General features: G+C 70.6%; 19 protein-coding genes. 12 read left to right on the forward strand and 7 right to left on the reverse strand.

Going from position 1 to position 17,674, the window contains the following annotated elements; all coding sequences use genetic code 11:
- Positions 1-4 precede the first annotated feature (4 nt).
- Positions 5-1,222 carry a glycosyltransferase gene (locus BLW75_RS08475; RefSeq protein ID WP_034322968.1) on the forward strand — a complete coding sequence of 406 codons (1,218 nt, stop codon included), beginning with the start codon at positions 5-7 and terminating at the stop codon, positions 1,220-1,222.
- Between the two features lie 160 nt (positions 1,223-1,382).
- Here BLW75_RS08475 and BLW75_RS08480 read toward each other — a convergent pair whose 3' ends face one another.
- From BLW75_RS08480 to BLW75_RS08490, 3 genes are read right to left on the reverse strand one after another with little or no spacing between them, the layout of a single operon-like run.
- Complete coding sequence (locus BLW75_RS08480) at positions 1,383-2,288, reverse strand: glycosyltransferase family 2 protein (protein WP_034322966.1); 906 nt, start codon at positions 2,286-2,288, stop codon at positions 1,383-1,385.
- On the reverse strand, positions 2,278-3,150 hold the full coding sequence (locus BLW75_RS08485) for a glycosyltransferase family 2 protein (RefSeq protein ID WP_034322963.1): 873 nt from the start codon (positions 3,148-3,150) through the stop codon (positions 2,278-2,280). The genes BLW75_RS08480 and BLW75_RS08485 overlap by 11 nt, the downstream gene beginning before the upstream one ends.
- Positions 3,147-4,034, reverse strand: coding sequence for a polysaccharide pyruvyl transferase family protein (locus tag BLW75_RS08490; protein WP_034322960.1), 888 nt, complete (start codon positions 4,032-4,034; stop codon positions 3,147-3,149). The genes BLW75_RS08485 and BLW75_RS08490 overlap by 4 nt, the downstream gene beginning before the upstream one ends.
- A 70-nt stretch (positions 4,035-4,104) precedes the next feature.
- Here BLW75_RS08490 and BLW75_RS08495 point away from each other — a divergent pair, with 70 nt between their 5' ends.
- The 11 genes from BLW75_RS08495 to BLW75_RS08545 all read left to right on the forward strand — a co-directional run bounded on the left by BLW75_RS08495 (position 4,105) and on the right by BLW75_RS08545 (position 14,244).
- A complete protein-coding gene (locus BLW75_RS08495; protein ID WP_034322957.1) occupies positions 4,105-5,064 on the forward strand; it encodes an NAD-dependent epimerase/dehydratase family protein in 960 nt (319 codons plus the stop codon).
- Between the two features lie 270 nt (positions 5,065-5,334).
- Entirely contained in the window at positions 5,335-6,957 is a 1,623-nt protein-coding gene (locus tag BLW75_RS08500) for a carbamoyltransferase family protein (RefSeq protein ID WP_034322954.1), read from the forward strand.
- A gap of 15 nt (positions 6,958-6,972) precedes the next feature.
- Entirely contained in the window at positions 6,973-7,536 is a 564-nt protein-coding gene (locus tag BLW75_RS08505) for a D-sedoheptulose-7-phosphate isomerase (RefSeq protein WP_034322952.1), read from the forward strand.
- On the forward strand, positions 7,533-8,891 hold the full coding sequence (locus BLW75_RS08510) for a PfkB family carbohydrate kinase (RefSeq protein WP_034322950.1): 1,359 nt from the start codon (positions 7,533-7,535) through the stop codon (positions 8,889-8,891). The genes BLW75_RS08505 and BLW75_RS08510 overlap by 4 nt, the downstream gene beginning before the upstream one ends.
- A complete protein-coding gene (locus BLW75_RS08515; protein WP_034323058.1) occupies positions 8,891-9,577 on the forward strand; it encodes an SDR family oxidoreductase in 687 nt (228 codons plus the stop codon). Before BLW75_RS08510 ends, BLW75_RS08515 begins: the two co-directional genes overlap by 1 nt.
- Positions 9,568-10,512, forward strand: coding sequence for a glycosyltransferase family 9 protein (locus BLW75_RS08520; protein ID WP_034323056.1), 945 nt, complete (start codon positions 9,568-9,570; stop codon positions 10,510-10,512). The genes BLW75_RS08515 and BLW75_RS08520 overlap by 10 nt, the downstream gene beginning before the upstream one ends.
- Positions 10,513-10,516: 4 nt before the next feature.
- Positions 10,517-11,815: a UDP-glucose dehydrogenase family protein gene (locus tag BLW75_RS08525; protein ID WP_091599631.1), complete on the forward strand. Its 1,299-nt coding sequence runs from the start codon at positions 10,517-10,519 to the stop codon at positions 11,813-11,815.
- Positions 11,812-12,423, forward strand: coding sequence for a flavodoxin family protein (locus BLW75_RS08530; RefSeq protein WP_034322943.1), 612 nt, complete (start codon positions 11,812-11,814; stop codon positions 12,421-12,423). Before BLW75_RS08525 ends, BLW75_RS08530 begins: the two co-directional genes overlap by 4 nt.
- A 41-nt stretch (positions 12,424-12,464) precedes the next feature.
- The gene (locus BLW75_RS08535; protein WP_034323052.1) at positions 12,465-12,845 is read left to right on the forward strand and encodes a hypothetical protein; all 381 of its coding nucleotides are present in this window, start codon (positions 12,465-12,467) and stop codon (positions 12,843-12,845) included.
- Positions 12,846-12,943: 98 nt separating this feature from the next.
- A complete protein-coding gene (locus BLW75_RS08540) occupies positions 12,944-13,618 on the forward strand; it encodes a DUF6766 family protein (RefSeq protein WP_034323049.1) in 675 nt (224 codons plus the stop codon).
- A 62-nt stretch (positions 13,619-13,680) separates the two neighbouring features.
- The gene (locus tag BLW75_RS08545; protein WP_034322941.1) at positions 13,681-14,244 is read left to right on the forward strand and encodes a hemerythrin domain-containing protein; all 564 of its coding nucleotides are present in this window, start codon (positions 13,681-13,683) and stop codon (positions 14,242-14,244) included.
- A 163-nt stretch (positions 14,245-14,407) separates the two neighbouring features.
- Here the strand turns inward: BLW75_RS08545 and BLW75_RS08550 are convergent, their stop codons facing one another.
- Genes BLW75_RS08550 through BLW75_RS08565 form a run of 4 tightly spaced genes read right to left on the reverse strand, consistent with a single transcriptional unit; the run spans position 14,408 to position 17,671 of the window.
- Positions 14,408-15,079 (reverse strand): phosphate signaling complex PhoU family protein, encoded by a 672-nt coding sequence (locus BLW75_RS08550; protein WP_034322939.1) that lies wholly within the window; start codon positions 15,077-15,079, stop codon positions 14,408-14,410.
- On the reverse strand, positions 15,076-15,813 hold the full coding sequence (locus BLW75_RS08555; RefSeq protein ID WP_091597174.1) for a metallophosphoesterase family protein: 738 nt from the start codon (positions 15,811-15,813) through the stop codon (positions 15,076-15,078). Before BLW75_RS08555 ends, BLW75_RS08550 begins: the two co-directional genes overlap by 4 nt.
- Positions 15,810-16,619: a nucleotidyltransferase family protein gene (locus tag BLW75_RS08560; protein ID WP_034322936.1), complete on the reverse strand. Its 810-nt coding sequence runs from the start codon at positions 16,617-16,619 to the stop codon at positions 15,810-15,812. The genes BLW75_RS08555 and BLW75_RS08560 overlap by 4 nt, the downstream gene beginning before the upstream one ends.
- A complete protein-coding gene (locus BLW75_RS08565) occupies positions 16,616-17,671 on the reverse strand; it encodes an NAD-dependent epimerase/dehydratase family protein (protein WP_034322933.1) in 1,056 nt (351 codons plus the stop codon). Before BLW75_RS08565 ends, BLW75_RS08560 begins: the two co-directional genes overlap by 4 nt.
- Positions 17,672-17,674 lie beyond the last annotated feature (3 nt).

The following is a 17,674-nucleotide window of genomic DNA, read 5'->3' on the forward strand; positions in this document are numbered from 1 at the left end:
TCCGATGAGGATCGCGATGGTTTCCGAACACGCCAGCCCGCTCGCCGCACTCGGCGGAGCCGACGCCGGGGGCCAGAACGTCCACGTCGCCGAGCTTTCCGCCGCGCTGAGCAGGCAGGGCCACGACGTCACCGTCTACACGCGCCGCGAGAACCGGCGCGTCGCCGCGGCGGTCGAAACGCCGGACGGCTACCGCGTCGTCCACGTCCCGGCGGGGCCGGCGAGGAAGCTGCCGAAGGACGAATTGCTGCCGCATATGGGAGAGTTCGGCCGGATACTGCGCTCGCGCTGGGCCAAGGACCGGCCGGACGTCGTCCACGCGCATTTCTGGATGTCCGGCCTGGCTTCGATCCTCGCGGCGAAGGATCTCGGCATCCCGGTGACCCAGACCTTTCACGCGCTGGGAGTGGTGAAACGGCGCTATCAGGGCAAAAAGGACACAAGCCCGCCCGAACGGATCCGGCTCGAGCGGATGATCGCCAAACAGGCCGACCGGGTGATCGCGACCTGCTCGGACGAGGTCTTCGAACTCGTGCGGATGGGCCTGCCGCGCTCCCGCGCGTCCGTCGTCCCTTGTGGAGTGGCCTTGACCGAGTTCACCCCGGATGGTGGGTGTGCTCCCCGCACGGCTCGCCAGCGGATCGTCAGTGTCGGCAGGCTGGTGCCGCGCAAGGGTTTCGACCTCGCCATCGCCGCGCTGCCCTCGGTTCCGGACGCGGAACTGGTCATCGCGGGCGGCCCGGACGCGGGCCCGCTCGACGAGGCTCCGGAAGTGCGGCGGCTCCGGAAGATCGCCGACCAGGCCGGCGTCGCCGACCGCGTACACCTGGCGGGACTGGTGTCCCGCGAGAACATGCCCGCGCTTCTGCGCTCCGCGGACGCGGTGGTCTGCACGCCTTGGTACGAACCGTTCGGCATCGTGCCGCTGGAGGCGATGGCGTGCGGCGTCCCGGTCGTGGCGACCGCCGTCGGCGGGCTGACCGACACCGTCGTCGACGGCGTCACGGGCCTGCTGGTCCCGCCGCGCAACCCGAAGGACCTGGCGGGAGCACTGCGGCGGCTCCTCAGTGATGCCTCGGCACGCGAGTCCTTCGGGATCGCCGGGACCGACCGGGTGCGGGCGCGCTACTCGTGGGACCGGGTGGCCGCGGACACCTTGCGTACTTATGGGCGGGTTTTGAGCGGGGAGACGGAAGTGGCGACTGCCGCTTCGCCTTCCTGACCCTTCAGGCGGCTTTCGCGGTGCGCTGAGCCGGTTTCGTCCGCGCCCCTGTCCACCCGTCGATGTTGCGAAAGTGGCTTTCACAACCTTGAAGGTTGCGAAAGTGGCTTTCGCAACACCGACCTACCCACCCCACCGACGTTGCGAAGCGCCTTTCGCATCACCCCACGTACCGTCGCGCCAACGACTTCCGCTGCGACTCCTCCAGCAGCACCAGCCCGCGCTCCACTCCCGCCGGGACCACCGCACGCTCTCGCAGCACCCAGGGGATCCCCCGCATCGCTTCCGCCACCGCCGCGAACGTGGCCCGGTCGAACGGCGCCGAACGCAGCACCGTGACCATCCGGCGCGCGATGCTGCCGGGTGGACGGCGCAGCCACAACGTCCACAGGGTGTTGCGGATGCCGAGCTGACGACGCCGCCGCGGATCGCGGACGGCCGAGGGGGCATGGTGGATCACCATCTCCTCGTCCCAGCACATCCACCAGCCCTTGGCCGCGAGGTCGAGGGCGAACAGCTCCTCCTCTCCGCCGAGCCACATCCGGTCGGAGAAGCCGCCGACCTCGTGGAACGCGCGGACGCGGACGGCCGACAGACCCGCCATGACACCCAGCAGCGCCGGGCCGGGCAGCCAGTCCGGGCCTGGGACCGGTGAGTGCCGCAGCTCCGGGGTGATCGGGTCCTCGGTCAGAGCCGGCTCCACCAGGCATCGCCCGGTCACCACACCCAGCCCGGGATGGGCGTCGAGCTGCTCGACGGCTCGCCGCAGGGACCCCGGCTGCCACCGGGTGTCGTCGTCGCAGAAAGCCACATACGGCGTCTCCACCGCACGGACGGCGAGATTGCGTGCGACGGCGCCGAGGTTCCGGGACGAGCGGATCACCCGGATCGACGGGAACCGTTCCTCGACGGCGTCCGCCGTACCGTCGCGGGAAGCGTTGTCCACCACCACGATCGGCGCCGCGTCGGGCAGCGCGATCATCGAGCCGAGGGTTTCCAGCAGCTGCCCGCGCCGGTTGTGCGTGATCACCACGACCGTGATCCGGTCCGTCACTTCATCCTCCATGGGCGTGTTCCAGAACGCGGATGCGGCGCTCCACCGAGGCGGGCAGCCGTTGCCGGTCGGCGAGCGCGCGGGGCAGCCGCCGGAGCACCCCGGCGAGCGCGCCGAGCACATGTGGTTCGCGGGGTACCCTGACCAGCGCCCGGAATCCTTCGGCGAGACAACGGCGTACGGGCCGCCTCATCACCGTGATCAGCATCCGGTTGCGGAGTTCGGCGCGCTCACGCCACGACGGCGACGGCCGCACCGGCGACGGATGGTGGTGCGCCCGCACGTCCTCGGCGTAGCAGAGCCACCAGCCGCGTGCAGCCAGGTCGTAGGACAGCAGCCGCTCCTCGGCACCGAAATGCAGCAGGGGGTGGAAACCCGCCGCCTGCAGATAGGCGGACCGCCGGACGACCGCGGAGCAGGCGAGGAACCCGAGCACCGCGGGCCCGGGAAGCCCGTCGGGCTTGCCGAGGGGGCTGGCGGCCATCAGCGAGACGACCGGATCCTCCCGTTCTTCCTCCCCCACCAGGGTTTTCGCGGCGACCAGGCCGACGTCGCCGTGCGTGTCGAGGATGCGCTCGGCCTCGGCGAGCGCGTCCTCCGCCCACCAGGAATCGTCGTCGCTGAAGGCGACATAGGGCGTCCGCGCCACCGCGACCCCGAGATTCCTCGCGGACACACCGATGTTGCGGGGCAGCCGGACGACGCGCACCCCCGGGAACGCGGCGGCCATGGCCGCCGTGCCGTCGGACGAGCCGTTGTCCACCACCACGATCGGCGGTGGCGGCCGCAGCGCGGTGAGCCGTCGCAATGTCCGTTCCAGTTCCGGTGCCCGATCGCGGGTGGCGATCACCACCGTCGTCGCGGTCGCGCTCATCGCACCGGCCTGGTCTTGAGCGCCTTCACCATGTCCCGCATCAGCCCGTCGTCGCCGGGCAGCGCGCGCAGCGCGGCCATCGCCCGGCCCTGTACCGAGGAACACCAGCGCCACCAGGAGTCGAGCACGTCCCGGTTGGCCGCTTCCTCGGCGGGCACGAGAGCGGGCCAGCCGAGCGCGTCGGCCTGTGCGGTGACCTTGCCGCCGCCCTCGACCGGGTCGATGGCCAAGGCGGGCACACCTGCCTGCAGACTCAGGACCAGCCCGTGCAGCCGCGTCGTGACCACGACGTCCAGATGCGACAGGATCGACGTGAACTGGTCCGGTGTCTCACAGCGTTCCCAATCCGACGCCGCCAGCCGCGTGTCGAGCGGCACCCGGGCGCAGTCGACCCCGGCGATCCAGTCCTTCACCGAGGCGTGCACCGCCGCGTGGTGGCCCAAGTCGCCGTACTCCTGTTGTCCCGGCGCCAGGATCACCCCCGTCACCAGTACCGTGTCGGTCGGCACGCCCAGGGAAAGGTCCGGCGAGCCGAGTCCGCCCTGGTCCCGGGCGAAGATTTCGTCGAAGCCCGTGACCGTGTCGTCCTCCGGATCGATCACCGAGACCCCGACGGCGATCCGGTGGCAGTGGGCGAACCGCCGATGCACCTCGCGTACCTGCCTGCCGTGCGCGGGCCCGCAGACGAACACCACGTGGCTGTACCGCGCCGGATCCACCTCTTCGTAGTTCACGTCGCCCGGCCGATAGACCGGGCTCCACGCCAGGTCGTGCGGAAGCCCCATGGTAGATAACGCCTCGTCGACCCTGCGCATGCTGAGAACGTCTCCTGCCGTCGCTTCGCCGTGCCGGAAGCTCGCCCAGCCGATCACCAATGCACGCATATCCGAGGCTTACCCCTCATCTCCTGATTCACACGGTTTTTCCGCCCCTTACCGCGGGTAGCCAGTCGCCATGAACAGAGTGCTGGTGACCGGGGGCGCGGGTTTCGTCGGTTCGCATCTGTGCGAACGTCTGCTGGACGCGGGCACGGAGGTCGTCGCGGCCGACAATTTCGCCACGGCCGTCACGGCCAACGTGGCGCATCTGCTCGAGCGGCCGGGGTTCCGGCTTCTCGCCCGCGACGTCACCGGGCCGATGAGTGCGCCCGGCCCGTTCGACGTCGTCTTCCACCTCGCGTCCGCCGCCTCGCCCCGTGACTACTTCCGCCTGCCGCTCGAGACGCTGCGCGCGGGCTCGCACGGCACAGAGCGAGCGCTGGACATCGCCGAACGCGACGACGCCCGCTTCGTCCTCGCTTCGACGAGCGAGGTCTACGGCGATCCGCAGGAGCACCCGCAGCGCGAGGAATACTGGGGGAACGTGAACCCGATCGGACCGCGCAGCGTCTACGACGAGGCCAAGCGGTACGCCGAAGCGCTCACGTCGGCCATGCGCCGGGAACGGGCCGTGAACACCGGCATAGCCCGGATCTTCAACACCTACGGCCCGCGCATGCGCCCCGACGACGGCCGCATGATCCCGACGTTCATCGGACAGGCGCTGGCGGGCGAGCCGCTCACCGTGACCGGCACCGGCGACCAGACCCGTTCCCTCTGCTACGTCGACGACACGGTCGGCGGGCTGATCGCGCTGGCCGGCTCCGACGTGCCCGGCCCGGTGAATCTGGGCAATCCGCACGAACTCACCGTGCTGCGGATCGCGGAGGAGGTCCTGGCCGTCACCGGCAGCGCGTCGCGGATCGAGCACGTCGAAGCGGCGGTCGACGATCCGGCCCGCCGCTGCCCGGACATCTCCCGTGCCCGCCGGGAGCTCGGCTGGGAGCCGGAAGTCCCGCTGACGGAAGGACTTCCGCGCACCGTCGCCTGGTTCGCGCGGCGGCGGTCCGGCCCCCACCCGGCCGTCGGTGCGTGAACCCGTAACTCACGTGCTTAGAGGCGGAACACGCGTGCTTGAAGCCGGACCGGCTCTGATCACGTGAGTTACGGCTTCAATCACGTGAGTCACGGGTCTGGACACGCGAATGACGAATCGGAGCCCGGCCCTGAATCCCCGGAGAGACGCTTCGCTCAGTAGCGACGTCCTGGGCTTTTGCGCCGCGTCGTTTATCGCCGACTGCACCGGGTAGCGCTACGGGAGTAAGCGCGGGTCACGGCCCGCATCCCCGACCGGAGAGGTGGCCCGGTGCGCATACTCGGTGTCAACGCCGTTTTCCACGACCCGGCCGCGGCCCTCGTGGTCGATGGTGAGATCGTGGCCGCGGCGGAGGAAGAACGGTTCAGCCGTCGCAAGCACGGCAAGCGGCCGGTGCCGTTCTCCGCTTGGGAACAGCCGGCCGAAGCCGCCGCATGGTGCTTGGCGGAGGCGGGAATCTCCGCGCAGGATCTCGACGTCGTCGGCTATTCGTACGATCCGGCGCTCGTCGAGCCGGGCCTGGCGGGGCATGACGGGAAGAACGAATGCCTCCGCACCGACTTCGCCCGGCGGGCTCCCGCGTTCCTCAAGGCGGCCTTGCCCGGGCTGGATCCCGCGACCGTCCGGTTCGTCCGGCACCACGTCGCGCACGCCGCCTCGGCCGCGCTCGCCGCGCCGTTCGACGACTGCGCGGTACTGGTGGCCGACGGCCGCGGCGAGAGCACGTCCTATCTCGCGGGCGAGTACCGCGACGGCAAGTTCGAAGAGCTCGCCGAGCAACGGCTCCCCCATTCCCTCGGGCTGATGTACGAGGATCTGACCGAGCACCTCGGATTCGCCCGGTCCAGCGACGAGTACAAGGTGATGGCGCTGGCCTCCTATGGGAAGCCCCGCTTCCTCGACCGGATCGCGGAGAGCGTGCACACCAACGGAATGGGGTTCCGTACCGACGAGATCGACTGGGCCTCGTTCGCGCCCGCCGTCGAACCGGGGCAGGAACCCGGGCAGATCCACGCCGATCTGACCGCGAGCGTGCAGCGCTGCCTGGAGGACGTGCTCCTCGAACTCGCGGCCAAGGTCCACGAGCACACCGGACACACCGACCTCGCGATGGCGGGCGGGATCGCGCTCAACTGCGTCGCCAACACCCGGCTCCACGCCGAGGGTCCGTTCGACCGGATCTGGGTTCAGCCCGCCGCCGGTGACGCCGGCACCGCGCTCGGCGCGGCGCTGCAACTCGCCGCCGACTTCGGTGAACGCGGGAGCCCGATGACCGGTGCGGACCTGGGCCGCGGCTTCACGGACGACCAGCTGGAGAACGCGCTCAAGACCGCTAACGTGCGCTACGAGCGCCCGGACGACGTCGCGGAGGCCGTCGCCGAAGCGCTGGCCGATAACCGGATCGTGGCCTGGTTCCAGGGCCGATCCGAATTCGGCCCGCGCGCGCTCGGGCACCGGTCGCTGCTCGCGCATCCCGGGCACGAGGCCAATCTGGAACGGCTGAACGACGTGAAGGGCCGCGAACAGTTCCGCCCGGTCGCCCCGATGGTGCTCGAGGAACGCGCGGGTGACATCTTCTCCCGCGGCCCGCTTCCCAGCCCGTACATGCTCTTCGTACACGACGTCGCGCCGGAGTGGAGGGATCGCATCCCGGCCGTCACGCATGTCGACGGCACCGCCCGCGTGCAGACCGTCGACGCCGCCGTCGAACCGCTCGTGGCGAGAATGCTCGGCGCGTTCGAACGGCGTACCGGACTGCCCGCCGTGGTCAACACCAGCCTCAACACCGCGGGCAGGCCGATGGTCGATTCCCCGCGCGACGCGCTGGAGTGCTTCGGTTCGGCCCCCATCGACCTGCTCGCCCTCGGACCTTTCGTGGTCCGCCGTCCCTGACCTTGGAGGTGTGTCGTGATCGAAGAACACTTCGCAGCGTTGAGCGAGGCCGCCGGGAAGTCCGCTTCGTGGTCGCCGAAGCTCCGTGACTGGGGTGACCGGCTGGCCACCGTGCTGTCCTCGGGCGGACGGCTGCTCGCGTGCGGCAACGGCGGGAGCGCCGCCGAAGCCCAGCACCTCACCGGCGAACTGGTGGGCCGGTTCCGCAACGACCGGCAGCCGTTCTCGGCGATCGCCCTGCACGCGGACACCTCCGCCGTGACGGCCATCGTCAACGACTACGGCGAGCACGAGGTCTTCGCCCGCCAGGTGCGCGCGCACGGCCGGCCCGGCGACATCCTCGTCTGCCTTTCGACCAGTGGAGGGAGCCAGAACGTCGTCGCGGCCGCGAAGGCCGCGCACGAGCTCGGCGTCACCACCTGGGCGTTCACCGGCCCCTCCCCCAACCCGCTGGCTGCGCTGTGCGACGACGCGATCCCGGTGGAGGCGCCGTCGACGGCGACCGTGCAGGAGGTCCATCTCGCGCTGGTGCACGCCCTGTGCACCGCGTTCGACGACGCGCTGGGGGTGCCCACGTGAGGCCGCTGGTCGTACTGGGCGACGCCTTGCTGGACGTCGACGTCGACGGCACGTCGGACCGGCTCTGCCCGGACGCGCCGGTCCCCGTGGTCGACCTCGCCCGCGAGTGGCGGCGGCCGGGCGGCGCCGGGCTGGCCGCGTTGCTCGCGGCCCGGTCCACTGCCGAGGTCGTCCTGGTCGCCCCGCTGGGGGGCGACCAGGCAGGCCGCACCCTGGCTGGGCTTCTGGAGCGCGAGGTCCGGGTGGTGCCGATGCCGTTGTGCGGCACCACCGTCACCAAGACGCGTGTTCGCGCCGCCGGGCAATCGCTGGTCCGCCTCGACAGCGGGGACGGGAGGGCGGAGCACTCGCCGCTCACCGCCGGCGTCCGTGAAGCGCTGCGTTCGGCGGGCGCGATCCTCGTCGCCGACTACGGCCGCGGCGTGACCGGCCATCCGGAGGTCCGCGAGCTGCTCGCCGAACTGGCGGGCACCATCCCGGTCGTCTGGGATCCGCATCCCCGCGGAGCCGAGCCGGTCGCGGGAATCCGGCTCGCCACCCCGAATCTCGCCGAAGCCGAGCAGCTCACCGAATCCCGCGCCGACGCCGAAGACCTCGCGAAGCAGGTGCACTCGCGCTGGAAGGCCGACGCGGTCTGCGTGACCACGGGTTCGCAAGGCGCGGTGCTGACCGAGGGCGGCTCGTGCACCACGTTCCGGCCGCCGTCGGGCGTCGTCGCCAAGGACACCTGCGGTGCGGGCGACCGCTTCGCGTCCGCGGTCACCGCCGCGCTGCTCGACGGGGCGTCCACCGCCGACGCGGTGGCCACCGGGGTCGAGACGGCGGCGCGGTTCGTCGCCACGGGCGGCGCCGCCACGCTGTCCACTGTGGACAACGAACCGCGGCCGGAGACGGCGCACCGCGGCGCTTCGGCGTTCGACGTGGCCGCACGGGTCCGCGCGGGAGGCGGCAGGCTCGTCGCCACCGGCGGCTGTTTCGACCTGCTGCACCCCGGGCACGCGAGTCTGCTGCGGCAGGCTCGCGCCTTGGGCGACGCCCTCGTCGTCTGCCTCAATTCCGACGCCTCCGTGCGCGGCCTGAAGGGCCCGGGACGGCCGATCGTGACCGCCCGGGACCGCGCCAGGCTGCTCACCGAACTCTCTTCGGTCGACGCCGTCGTGGTGTTCGACGAACCCGATCCCGCCGCGGTACTCGACCGCCTCCGCCCGGACGTTTGGGTCAAGGGCGGCGACTACGCGGACACGGAACTCCCCGAAAGTGCCGTCGTGCGCAGGCACGGCGGCGAGATCGTCCTGATCCCGACCATCCGCGGCTATTCCACCACCCGGCTGGTGGCCGCGGCGGAAGGAGCATGATGCGCCCTCTCGGCAACGTCCTGATCACCGGCGGCGCCTCCGGACTCGGTGCCGCGACCGTGGAAGCCGTCCGCGAAGCGGGTGGCACACCCCTCGTCATCGACCGCGCCGAACCCGCGTCCGACGTCGCCTTCGTCCAGGCCGACCTGGCCGATTCCGCCGCGGCCGCGAGCGCCGTGGACGAACTCGCCGAACGGGCGGGCGGGATCGACGGCGTCTTCACCGCGGCGGGAACCGACGCGTGCGGCGCGCTCGACGAAGTGTCCACAGAGGACTGGGAACGCGTCGTGCGGGTCAATCTTCTTGGCACCGCCGCGGTCGTCCGCGCGGCGCTACCCCATCTGCGGCTGAGCCACGGCACGGTGGTGACCTGCGCGTCGACGCTGGGGCTGCGGGTGGCCGGGGACGCGAGCGCCTACTGCGCCTCGAAATTCGGCGTCGTCGGCTTCACCAGGGCACTCGCCATGGAACTGGCGGGCCGGGTCGGGGTGACCCTGCTGATCCCCGGCGGCATGCACACGGCGTTCTTCGACGACCGGGCCGAGCAGTACAAGCCGCCGCCGGACGCGAAACTCAACCAGCCCGAGCACGTCGCGGCTTCGGTGGTGTTCGCGCTGTCCCAGCCGCCCGGCTGCGAGGTCCGCGAACTCGTGGTGTGCGCTTCGGAAGAGGGGTCCTGGCCGTGACCGGTGGCATCCTCGTGCTGCGCGCCCTCGGCCTGGGAGATCTGCTCACCGCGATTCCCGCTCTGCGGGCGCTGCGCCGCGCCTTCGACGGCGAGCGCCTGGTGCTCGCCGCGCCCGAGAAGCTGCGCGACATCGTCGAACTGATCGACGCGGTGGACGAGCTGCTCCCGACGGCCGGACTGGGCGAACTGTCCTGGCCCGGCGAGCCGCCGCGGCTGGCGGTGAACCTGCATGGCCGCGGCCCGGAGAGCATCCACGACCTGCTCGCCCAGGACCCGCTCGAACTGATCACGCACCGGCATCCGGACTTCCCCGGCGTCGACGGACCGGACTGGCCCGCCGAAGCGCACGAAGTCGACCGCTGGTGCCGTCTGCTCGAGGCCGCCCGCATCCCGGCCGACCGCACCGATCTCGCGCTGCCGCCGCCGCCCGGTCCCAGCCCGGCGGCGGGCGCGGTGGTGATCCATCCCGGTGCCGCGTTCGCCGCCCGGCGCTGGCCGCCGGACCGGTACGCGCGGGTGGCGCGGGCGCTCTCCGGAAGTCACCGGGTGGTCGTCACGGGAAACGCGGCGGAAGCACCGCTCGCCCGCGAGATCGCCGAAGCGGCCGGGCTGCCGGCCGAGTCGGTGCTCGCCGGCGACGGGCTCGCCGAACTGGCCGCGACCGTGGCTGAAGCGCGGCTGGTCATCTGCGGCGACACCGGTGTCGGTCACCTCGCCACCGCATACGGGACGCCGTCGGTCCTGCTCTTCGGGCCGACCCCGCCGCGGCTGTGGGGCCCGCCTCCCGAGGCCCGGCAGCACACCGTCCTCTGGGTGGGCGACGTGGGCGATCCGCACGGCGAAGCCCCGGATCCGGGGCTGCTGCTGTTACGCGAGGAGCGCGTCCTCTCCGCGGCCGAAGGCCTGCTGGCCGCGGGGGCTTCCCGTGGGTGAGCGGGTGGGAGTGATCGGCGCCGGCTACGTCGGTCTCACGAGCGCCGCGTGCTTCACGCAGCTGGGGCATCAAGTGGTCTGCGTCGACAACGACCAGTCCAAAGTGGACGACTTGGTGCGCGGCGAGGTGACGATCGTCGAACCGGGGCTCACGGAACTCGTCCGGGACGGGCTGGGCAGCGGGCGGCTCCGGTTCACCACCGAGCCGCCTGAGCTGTCCGATGTGGACTTCGTGCTGCTCTGCCTGCCCACTCCGGAAGGGAAGGACGGCGCCGCCGACGTCCGGGTGCTGGAAGAGGTCGTGGCCACGCTCCCCGGCCTGCTGCGGCCCGGCTGTGCCGTCGTCACCAAGTCCACCGTGCCGGTCGGCACCGGGACCCGCCTGGCGGAGCTGCTCGGGCGGCCGGATCTGCCCGTGGTGAGCAATCCCGAGTTCCTCCGCGAGGGGCACGCCGTCGAAGACTTCCTGCGGCCCGACCGGATCGTCCTCGGCTCGGTGCCGGAGAACCGGGCGGCCGCCGAACGGGTTGCCGCGTTGTACGGCGAGACGAACGCGCCGGTGTGGTTCACCGATCCGGCCAGCGCCGAGCTCGCGAAATACGCCAGCAACGCCTTCCTGGCGCTGAAAGTGTCCTATGTGAACGTCCTCGCCGAACTCTGCGAGCACTACGGCGCCGACATCCGTGACGTCGGGCGGCTCATGGGGCTCGATTCGCGGATCGGCCCCGCCTTCCTCGTGCCCGGCCCCGGCTGGGGCGGCTCGTGCCTGCCCAAGGACACCGCCGCGCTGCTGCGGACCGCCGAAAACGCGGGCGTCGACTTCGGCATCCTGCGTGACGCCATGAAGGCCAACGCGCGCCAGCGGGCGGCCGTCGTGCGGAAGATCCGCCTCGCGATCACCGGGGTTTCGGACGGCTCGCTCTCGGGCACTCGTATCGGGCTGCTCGGACTGGCGTTCAAGGCGGGGACCGGGGATCTGCGTGAGTCTCCCGCGCTCGCGGTCGCGCGGGAGCTCGCCAGGAGCGGCGCGGTGCTGACCGCGTACGACCCCGGCGTCGAGGCCGTCGAGCCGGACATCGTCCAGGTCGTCGACGACCCGTACCTGGTCGCGAAGGACGCGGCGGCGCTGGTGGTGCTCACCGAGTGGCCCGAGTTCCGCGAGCTCGACTGGGAACGGCTCGCCGCCGCCACCGAGCGCGCCGTCGTCGTCGACGCCAGGAATCTCCTGGATCCGGCGGCCGTCGGCGAAGCGGGCTTCACCCATATGGGGCTCGGTACGGACCCGAACAGGAGGACAGGATGACCCAGCCGTTGAAGGCCCTCGCACTGGTGTGCTCGCTCAAACCGTCCCCCGTGCCGTCGAGCAGCGCGCTGATCGCCCAGCAGCTGCTCGACGAACTGGCCGGGCACGGCGCCACCGGTGAACTCGTGCGCGTCGTCGACCACGACGTCAAACCCGGCGTGGAAGGTGACATGGGCGACGGCGACGCCTGGCCGGGGATCCGCCGGAAGATCGCCGCGGCCGACATCCTGCTGCTCTCGACCCCGACCTGGGTCGGCCACATGTCCAGTGTGGCCCAGCGCGTCCTGGAGCGGCTCGACGCCGAACTGTCCGAAACGGACGACGAGGGCAGGCCCGCGATGTTCGGCAAGGTCGGCGTCACCGCCGTCGTCGGCAACGAGGACGGGGCGCACAAGATCACCGCCGACCTGTTCCAGGCCCTCAACGACGTCGGTTTCACCGTGCCCGCCCAAGGTGGGACCTATTGGAACGGCGAGGCGATGAAGGGCGGCGACTACAACGATCTCGACGAAACACCCGAAGCGGTCGCTTCGACCAACGCGACCCTCGCGCGCAACGCCGTCCACTTGGCGAACCTGTTGCGGGAGAAGCAGTACCCCGCCGCCTGACACCAGGTGTGAACGACGCCACAGCCGGGTACCCCGGTTCCATGATCGTCAAGACGCTGGCGTTCGGTGCTTGCCTCCTGCTCGCCGGCTGTACCGGAGCGAGCGGGCAAGAGCCGGTGAAAGAGGCCGCCGCGCGGTTCCTCGGAGCGCTCGCGTCGGGCGATCACCGCTCGGCGTGTGCGCTGCTGGCACCCCGGGCACAGGAATCCTGGGCCCCGGAGAGCTGCGAACGGGGCCTCGCGGGTGCGAACGTCCCGGACGGAACGCCCGAAACGGTCTCGGTCTGGAGTGAAGAAGCCCAGGTGAGGACCGCCCGCGACACGCTCTTCCTGCACGAATCCTCCACCGGCTGGGTGATCACGGGTGCGGGCTGCCGCCACCGGAACGAACAGGTCTACGACTGTGCGGTGGGTGGACCGTGAAAGCGCGCCCGGTGTTCACCGTCTATCTCGTCTTCGTCGTGGCCGTCCTCGGCTATTGCGTCCTACTCGGCCTGCTCCACCGGTGAAGGAGGCCGATGATGCGGCGCTTTCTTCGTGACAACGCCCTCTCGCTGGCGTTCGGGCTGCTGTTCCTGCTGAGTCTCGCGGGACAGGCGTTCGCGGGCCTCGCTGACTACAACGACCGGCGGCTCAGCCATGCCGCCGAATCGATCGGCCTGCTCGACTACCTGACATCCGCGGATTTCGCCGTCGACGTCGCCGAGAACTGGCAATCGGAGTACCTGCAGTTCTTCCTGTACGTGTTCGCGACCGTGTGGCTGTTGCAGCGCGGTTCCCCGGAATCGAAACCGAGGGGCCGGGCAGGCCTGGAGACGGACAAGGAGCAGCAGATCGGCCGGCATTCGACGGCCGACTCCCCGAAATGGGCGAGAGCGGGCGGCTGGCGTACGGGAATCTTCTCCATGTCACTCGGATTGGTGATGCTGGGGCTGTTCCTGCTGTCCTGGCTGGCCCAGTCCGTAGCCGGGATGAGCGCCTACAACGCCGAGCAGCTCACCGAATTCGGTGATCCGGAGTCGTGGTCCGGCTATCTGGCGTCGGCGGATTTCTGGAACCGCACACTCCAGAACTGGCAGTCGGAATTCCTCGCCATCGGCTCGATGGCGGTGTTCAGTGTGTACCTGCGCCAGCGCGGCTCCCCGGAATCCAAACCCGTGGGCGCGCCGCATCACGTCACCGACGAATCCGGGTGATTGAACCGCGGGGAACGGGTATCCGTGCGGCGTCGGACTGACGACCACGGACAGGAGTGTCCATGACCACCACCACGAAACACGACCTCGTCTCGGTGATCACCGAGGACCACCGCGCCTTCGAACGGATCTTCAAGGAACTCGAGTCCGGCAAGGGCGGTGACCGGCACCGGAAGGACCTCGCGGACCACGTGATCGCCGAACTCGTGCGGCATTCGGTCGCCGAAGAACAGCACATGTACCCCGCCGCGCGGAAGCACCTCCCCGACGGCGACAAAGTCGCCGACCACGAGATCGAGGAGCACGCCGAAGCCGAACGGGTGATGAGCGACCTCATCGGCCTGGAACCGACGGACAAGCGCTTCGACCAGCTGGTCGGCAAGCTGATCGAGGACGTCCGGCACCACATCGAAGAGGAGGAAACCGACCTGCTGCCGAAGCTGCAGGCCGCCTGCTCGCCGGAAGACCTGCGGGAGCTGGGGGAAAAGGTGTTGCGGGCCAAGAAGATCGCCCCGACGCGGCCGCATCCCGCCGCCCCGGACCGGCCGCCGGCGAACCGGATCCTGGCGCCGGGGACAGCGTTCATCGACAAGATCCGGGACGCGCTGACAGACCGCGCCACCTGAGCCTTCTTCCGTGAAGGCCTCCTTCCCTACACTCAAGGTAGGGAAGGAGGCCTTCACGGCTTTGCCGCTCAGCCTCGGCCCGGCCCGGCGCCGACGTTGTGAAAGCCACTTTCGCAACACCCGCCGCCGTCCCTATTCCAGCCAGGAGGTCTTCGCGGGAGCCTCAAAGCGAAGCGTGCACATCCCGCACGGAAGACTCGGGCAGCTCCCCCGTGAGCGCGAAGTCCACCCGCCGCGCCACCGAAACGGCCTGGTCCGCGAACCGTTCGTAGAACCGCGCCAGCAGCGCCACCGAGATGGCGGGCGCGACGCCGTGCGGCCAGTCCGGCTCGGTGACCAGCGTCATCAGTTCCTCGTACAGCGCGTCGACACGCTGATCGGACCGGGCGAGCGAGTGGAAGACCTCCGCGGTCGGTCCCTCGATCGCCGCGCCGAGGTCTTCCGCCATCGAGCAGACGAGCCCGGCCATCTCGCCGAACCGGCCGGCGAGCGCGCCGGGGACGGCGAATTCCGGCGCTCGCGCGGCCTGGTCGGCGATGTGCTTGGCGAGGTCGCCCATCCGCTCCAGCCGGTCGGCGCAGTACACCGCCGCGAGCACGGTCCGCAGGTCGCGCGCGACCGGCGCCTGCAGGGCGAGCAGCTTCTGCGCGGTCTGCTCGCACGTCGTCCGTGCCGCGTTCAGTTTCGCCTCGACCGCCGCGAGTTCGGCGGCGGCTTCGGTGTCCCGGTCGAGGAAGACCCGGTTCGCGAGCCGCAGTTCCTCGCAGGCCATCCCGCACATGCTCGACAGGAGCTCACCGAGGACGCTCAGCTCCCCATGGAATCGATCCCTCATGTCAGCACTTTCGCGGGTTCGAGAACGTACGTCGCATACGCCGCACGGATCACCGGCTGGGCGACGTTGCGCACGGGGACGCCGCCCGGGCTGACACCTTGCTCGCTGCCATAGTGCGCGTGCCCGTGCACGGCGAGCGCCACCTGGGCGTCGTCGATCGGCTCGCACAGCAGGTACGACCCCAGGAACGGGTGGATTTCGGGCGGTTCGCCGTGCAGGGTGCCGGGGATCGGCGAGTAGTGCGTCAACGCGACGGTCACGTCGGGCTGCTCGTGTTCGAGCCCCTCCAGCGCGGTGCGCAGGCGCTTGGCGGTCGCCATCGTGTGATCGACGAAGTCCTTCATCTCGCGTTCGCCGAACCGGCTCGCGCATTTGCCCGCGAACCCGCCGCCGAACCCCTTCACCCCGGCGACACCCAGCTTCCCGCCGTCCAGTTCCAGGGTGGTGGCCGAACCCTCCAGGACGGTGATCCCGCTTTCCTCCAGCAGCCCGCTGACCGCTTCCGCCTCGTCCGAGTGGTAGTCGTGGTTGCCGAGCACCGCCACCACGGGGACGTCGAGCCCGGCGAACTCGTCGGCCACGACCCTCGCCTCTTCGACGCTGCCGTGCCGGGTGAGGTCGCCCGCGAGCAGCAGCACCTCGGCGTGTTCGGCGATGTTGTCCAATGCCGGCCGCAGCAGGCCCCGGTTGTCCTCCCCGAGGTGGACGTCCCCGACCGCGGCGACCCGGATCACCGGATCTCCTCGGCGTGCGACGGCTCGCGGACGTCGGCCAGCCGGACGTCGTTGTGCACCAGCTCGGCCGCGATGTGGTCGCAGACGACCGCCTCGATGTCGGCCTTGCGATTCGCGCAGGGGACCTCGCCGCTGAGCCGCACCTGGTCGCCGCGCACGGTGACGTGCACGCCGAGTTCGGCGGTCCTCGGATCCTCCGCCAGCGCCTTGGTGAGCCTGGCGACCAGGTACTGTGGCGCTTCCTCGGGCATCGGAAGCTCCTTTCCGTCGATGATGGACAGTGCCGCGAGCAGGGTCAGGAACGACCAGGCGTACGGCGATTCGGCGGTCTCCTCGGCCACGCGGTGCCAGTCGACCTGCTCGCGGAGGTCACGGGCGATCCGCAGCAGCGGCCCGAAATCGCAGCGGTGCGGGCTGAGCACGAGCATCTTGTCGACGAGCAGGTCGGTCCCGTTGAGCACCGGGGCGGCGGTCGCCCCCACCCGCATCAGCGACGCGCGGTCGAGCATCTCGTCGGTGACCGGCCGATGATTCGGCCGGAAGATGAGGTCCACGAGACAGTCGCCGTCGTAGACCTTGGTGAGCCAGTCCTCCGGTGGATGCACCCGTCTCAGCCCTGCGGCCACCAGCGCGTCCGCCGCCGTCTCGATGTCCTCGTGCTTGAGGAAGAGGTCGACGTCGTGGTCCGACGGCGGGCCGCCCCGCGCGTACACGGCGAGACCGCCCGCGACGGCGAACCGCACCGAAGTTTGGTCCAAAGTGGACACCACTTTGGTCAGCGTGTGCAGCAGTTCCTTCTCGTTCACGGTCGCTCCCCCACTCCGGTGGCCAGTTCATGACCCCGGCCGACGTCTGCTTTCAGCGGTTCGGTCGGGAACCCCTCGCCTTCCCGCAACCCCTTGAGGAACGCCTCGATCGCGTCCTCCGACGAGTATCGTGGCGTCCAGCCCAGCTCTTGCCTGGCGCGCGTGCAGTCCATCACCGGGAGATGCAGGACCGCGTCGAAGAGCCCCGGCGTGGCCGGAATCAGGTGCAGCGACCAGGCCGCGGCGAGCGCGTTCCGGATGAAAGTGGCCGGGACCTTCACCGGCCTGGCGCCGAAGATCCGCGCCAGCGCGCGGGTGTCGAGCACCGGGTCGGCGGCGATGTTGAAGGCGCCCTTGACGTCCTGGAGCGCGCAACGGCGGTAAGCGTCGGCCACGTCTTCGGTGTGCGCGGTCTGGATCCTCAGTTGCGGGATGTCCGGAAGAATCGGGACGAGCGACGGCCGCAGCAGCTTGCCCGGTACGAGCGGCCCGCCGAAAAGACGGCGCTGTTCGGGCGCCGCGGCCTTCTGGAAGAGGAATCCCGGGCGGACCCGGACCACCCGCATCCGTGGATGCCTGCGGTCGAACGCCTCCAGAACCCGCTCCACATAAGCCTTTTCCCGGGTGTACGCCGCGTTGGGCGAGCCGTGCGTCGGCCAGTCCTCGGCCACCGGGTGATCGTCGTCCCTCGGCGAGTACGCCCCGATCGAGGACGCGTACACCAGCGACGGCACCCGCATCGCCTGCGCGGTTTCGAAAACCCGGATGGAACCCAGCACATTGGCCCGCCAGGTGACCTCGGGCCGGTGTGTGGGCTGGAAGAGCCAGGCCAGATGGATCACCACGTCGGCGCCGTCGAACACGGCCCGGAGATCGTCGCGGGCGACATCGGCGGTGACGAACTCGGTCTTCGGGCTCTCCCAGCGGCTGGGGCGCCTCGCCAGTCCGACGATCGAGCCGACCTCGGGGTCCGCACCCAGCGCGCGCACCACCGCCGTCCCGACGTTACCGGTGGCGCCGGTGACCACGATCCGCTTGCCACTGCTGCTCATGAG

This window comes from Amycolatopsis lurida (genome assembly GCF_900105055.1).
Lineage (GTDB): Bacteria > Actinomycetota > Actinomycetes > Mycobacteriales > Pseudonocardiaceae > Amycolatopsis > Amycolatopsis lurida.

Excerpts from the sequence above, each read along its gene's own strand:
- BLW75_RS08530 (WP_034322943.1), top strand. The coding sequence starts at position 11,812 with ATGACCCAGCCGTTGAAGGCCCTCGCACTGGTGTGCTCGCTCAAACCG.
- BLW75_RS08565 (WP_034322933.1), bottom strand. The coding sequence starts at position 17,671 with ATGAGCAGCAGTGGCAAGCGGATCGTGGTCACCGGCGCCACCGGTAAC.
- BLW75_RS08490 (WP_034322960.1), bottom strand. The coding sequence starts at position 4,034 with ATGCGTGCATTGGTGATCGGCTGGGCGAGCTTCCGGCACGGCGAAGCG.
- BLW75_RS08535 (WP_034323052.1), top strand. The coding sequence starts at position 12,465 with ATGATCGTCAAGACGCTGGCGTTCGGTGCTTGCCTCCTGCTCGCCGGC.
- BLW75_RS08480 (WP_034322966.1), bottom strand. The coding sequence starts at position 2,288 with ATGGAGGATGAAGTGACGGACCGGATCACGGTCGTGGTGATCACGCAC.
- BLW75_RS08475 (WP_034322968.1), top strand. The coding sequence starts at position 5 with ATGAGGATCGCGATGGTTTCCGAACACGCCAGCCCGCTCGCCGCACTC.
- BLW75_RS08550 (WP_034322939.1), bottom strand. The coding sequence starts at position 15,079 with ATGAGGGATCGATTCCATGGGGAGCTGAGCGTCCTCGGTGAGCTCCTG.
- BLW75_RS08545 (WP_034322941.1), top strand. The coding sequence starts at position 13,681 with ATGACCACCACCACGAAACACGACCTCGTCTCGGTGATCACCGAGGAC.
- BLW75_RS08515 (WP_034323058.1), top strand. The coding sequence starts at position 8,891 with ATGCGCCCTCTCGGCAACGTCCTGATCACCGGCGGCGCCTCCGGACTC.
- BLW75_RS08495 (WP_034322957.1), top strand. The coding sequence starts at position 4,105 with ATGAACAGAGTGCTGGTGACCGGGGGCGCGGGTTTCGTCGGTTCGCAT.
- BLW75_RS08540 (WP_034323049.1), top strand. The coding sequence starts at position 12,944 with ATGCGGCGCTTTCTTCGTGACAACGCCCTCTCGCTGGCGTTCGGGCTG.
- BLW75_RS08485 (WP_034322963.1), bottom strand. The coding sequence starts at position 3,150 with ATGAGCGCGACCGCGACGACGGTGGTGATCGCCACCCGCGATCGGGCA.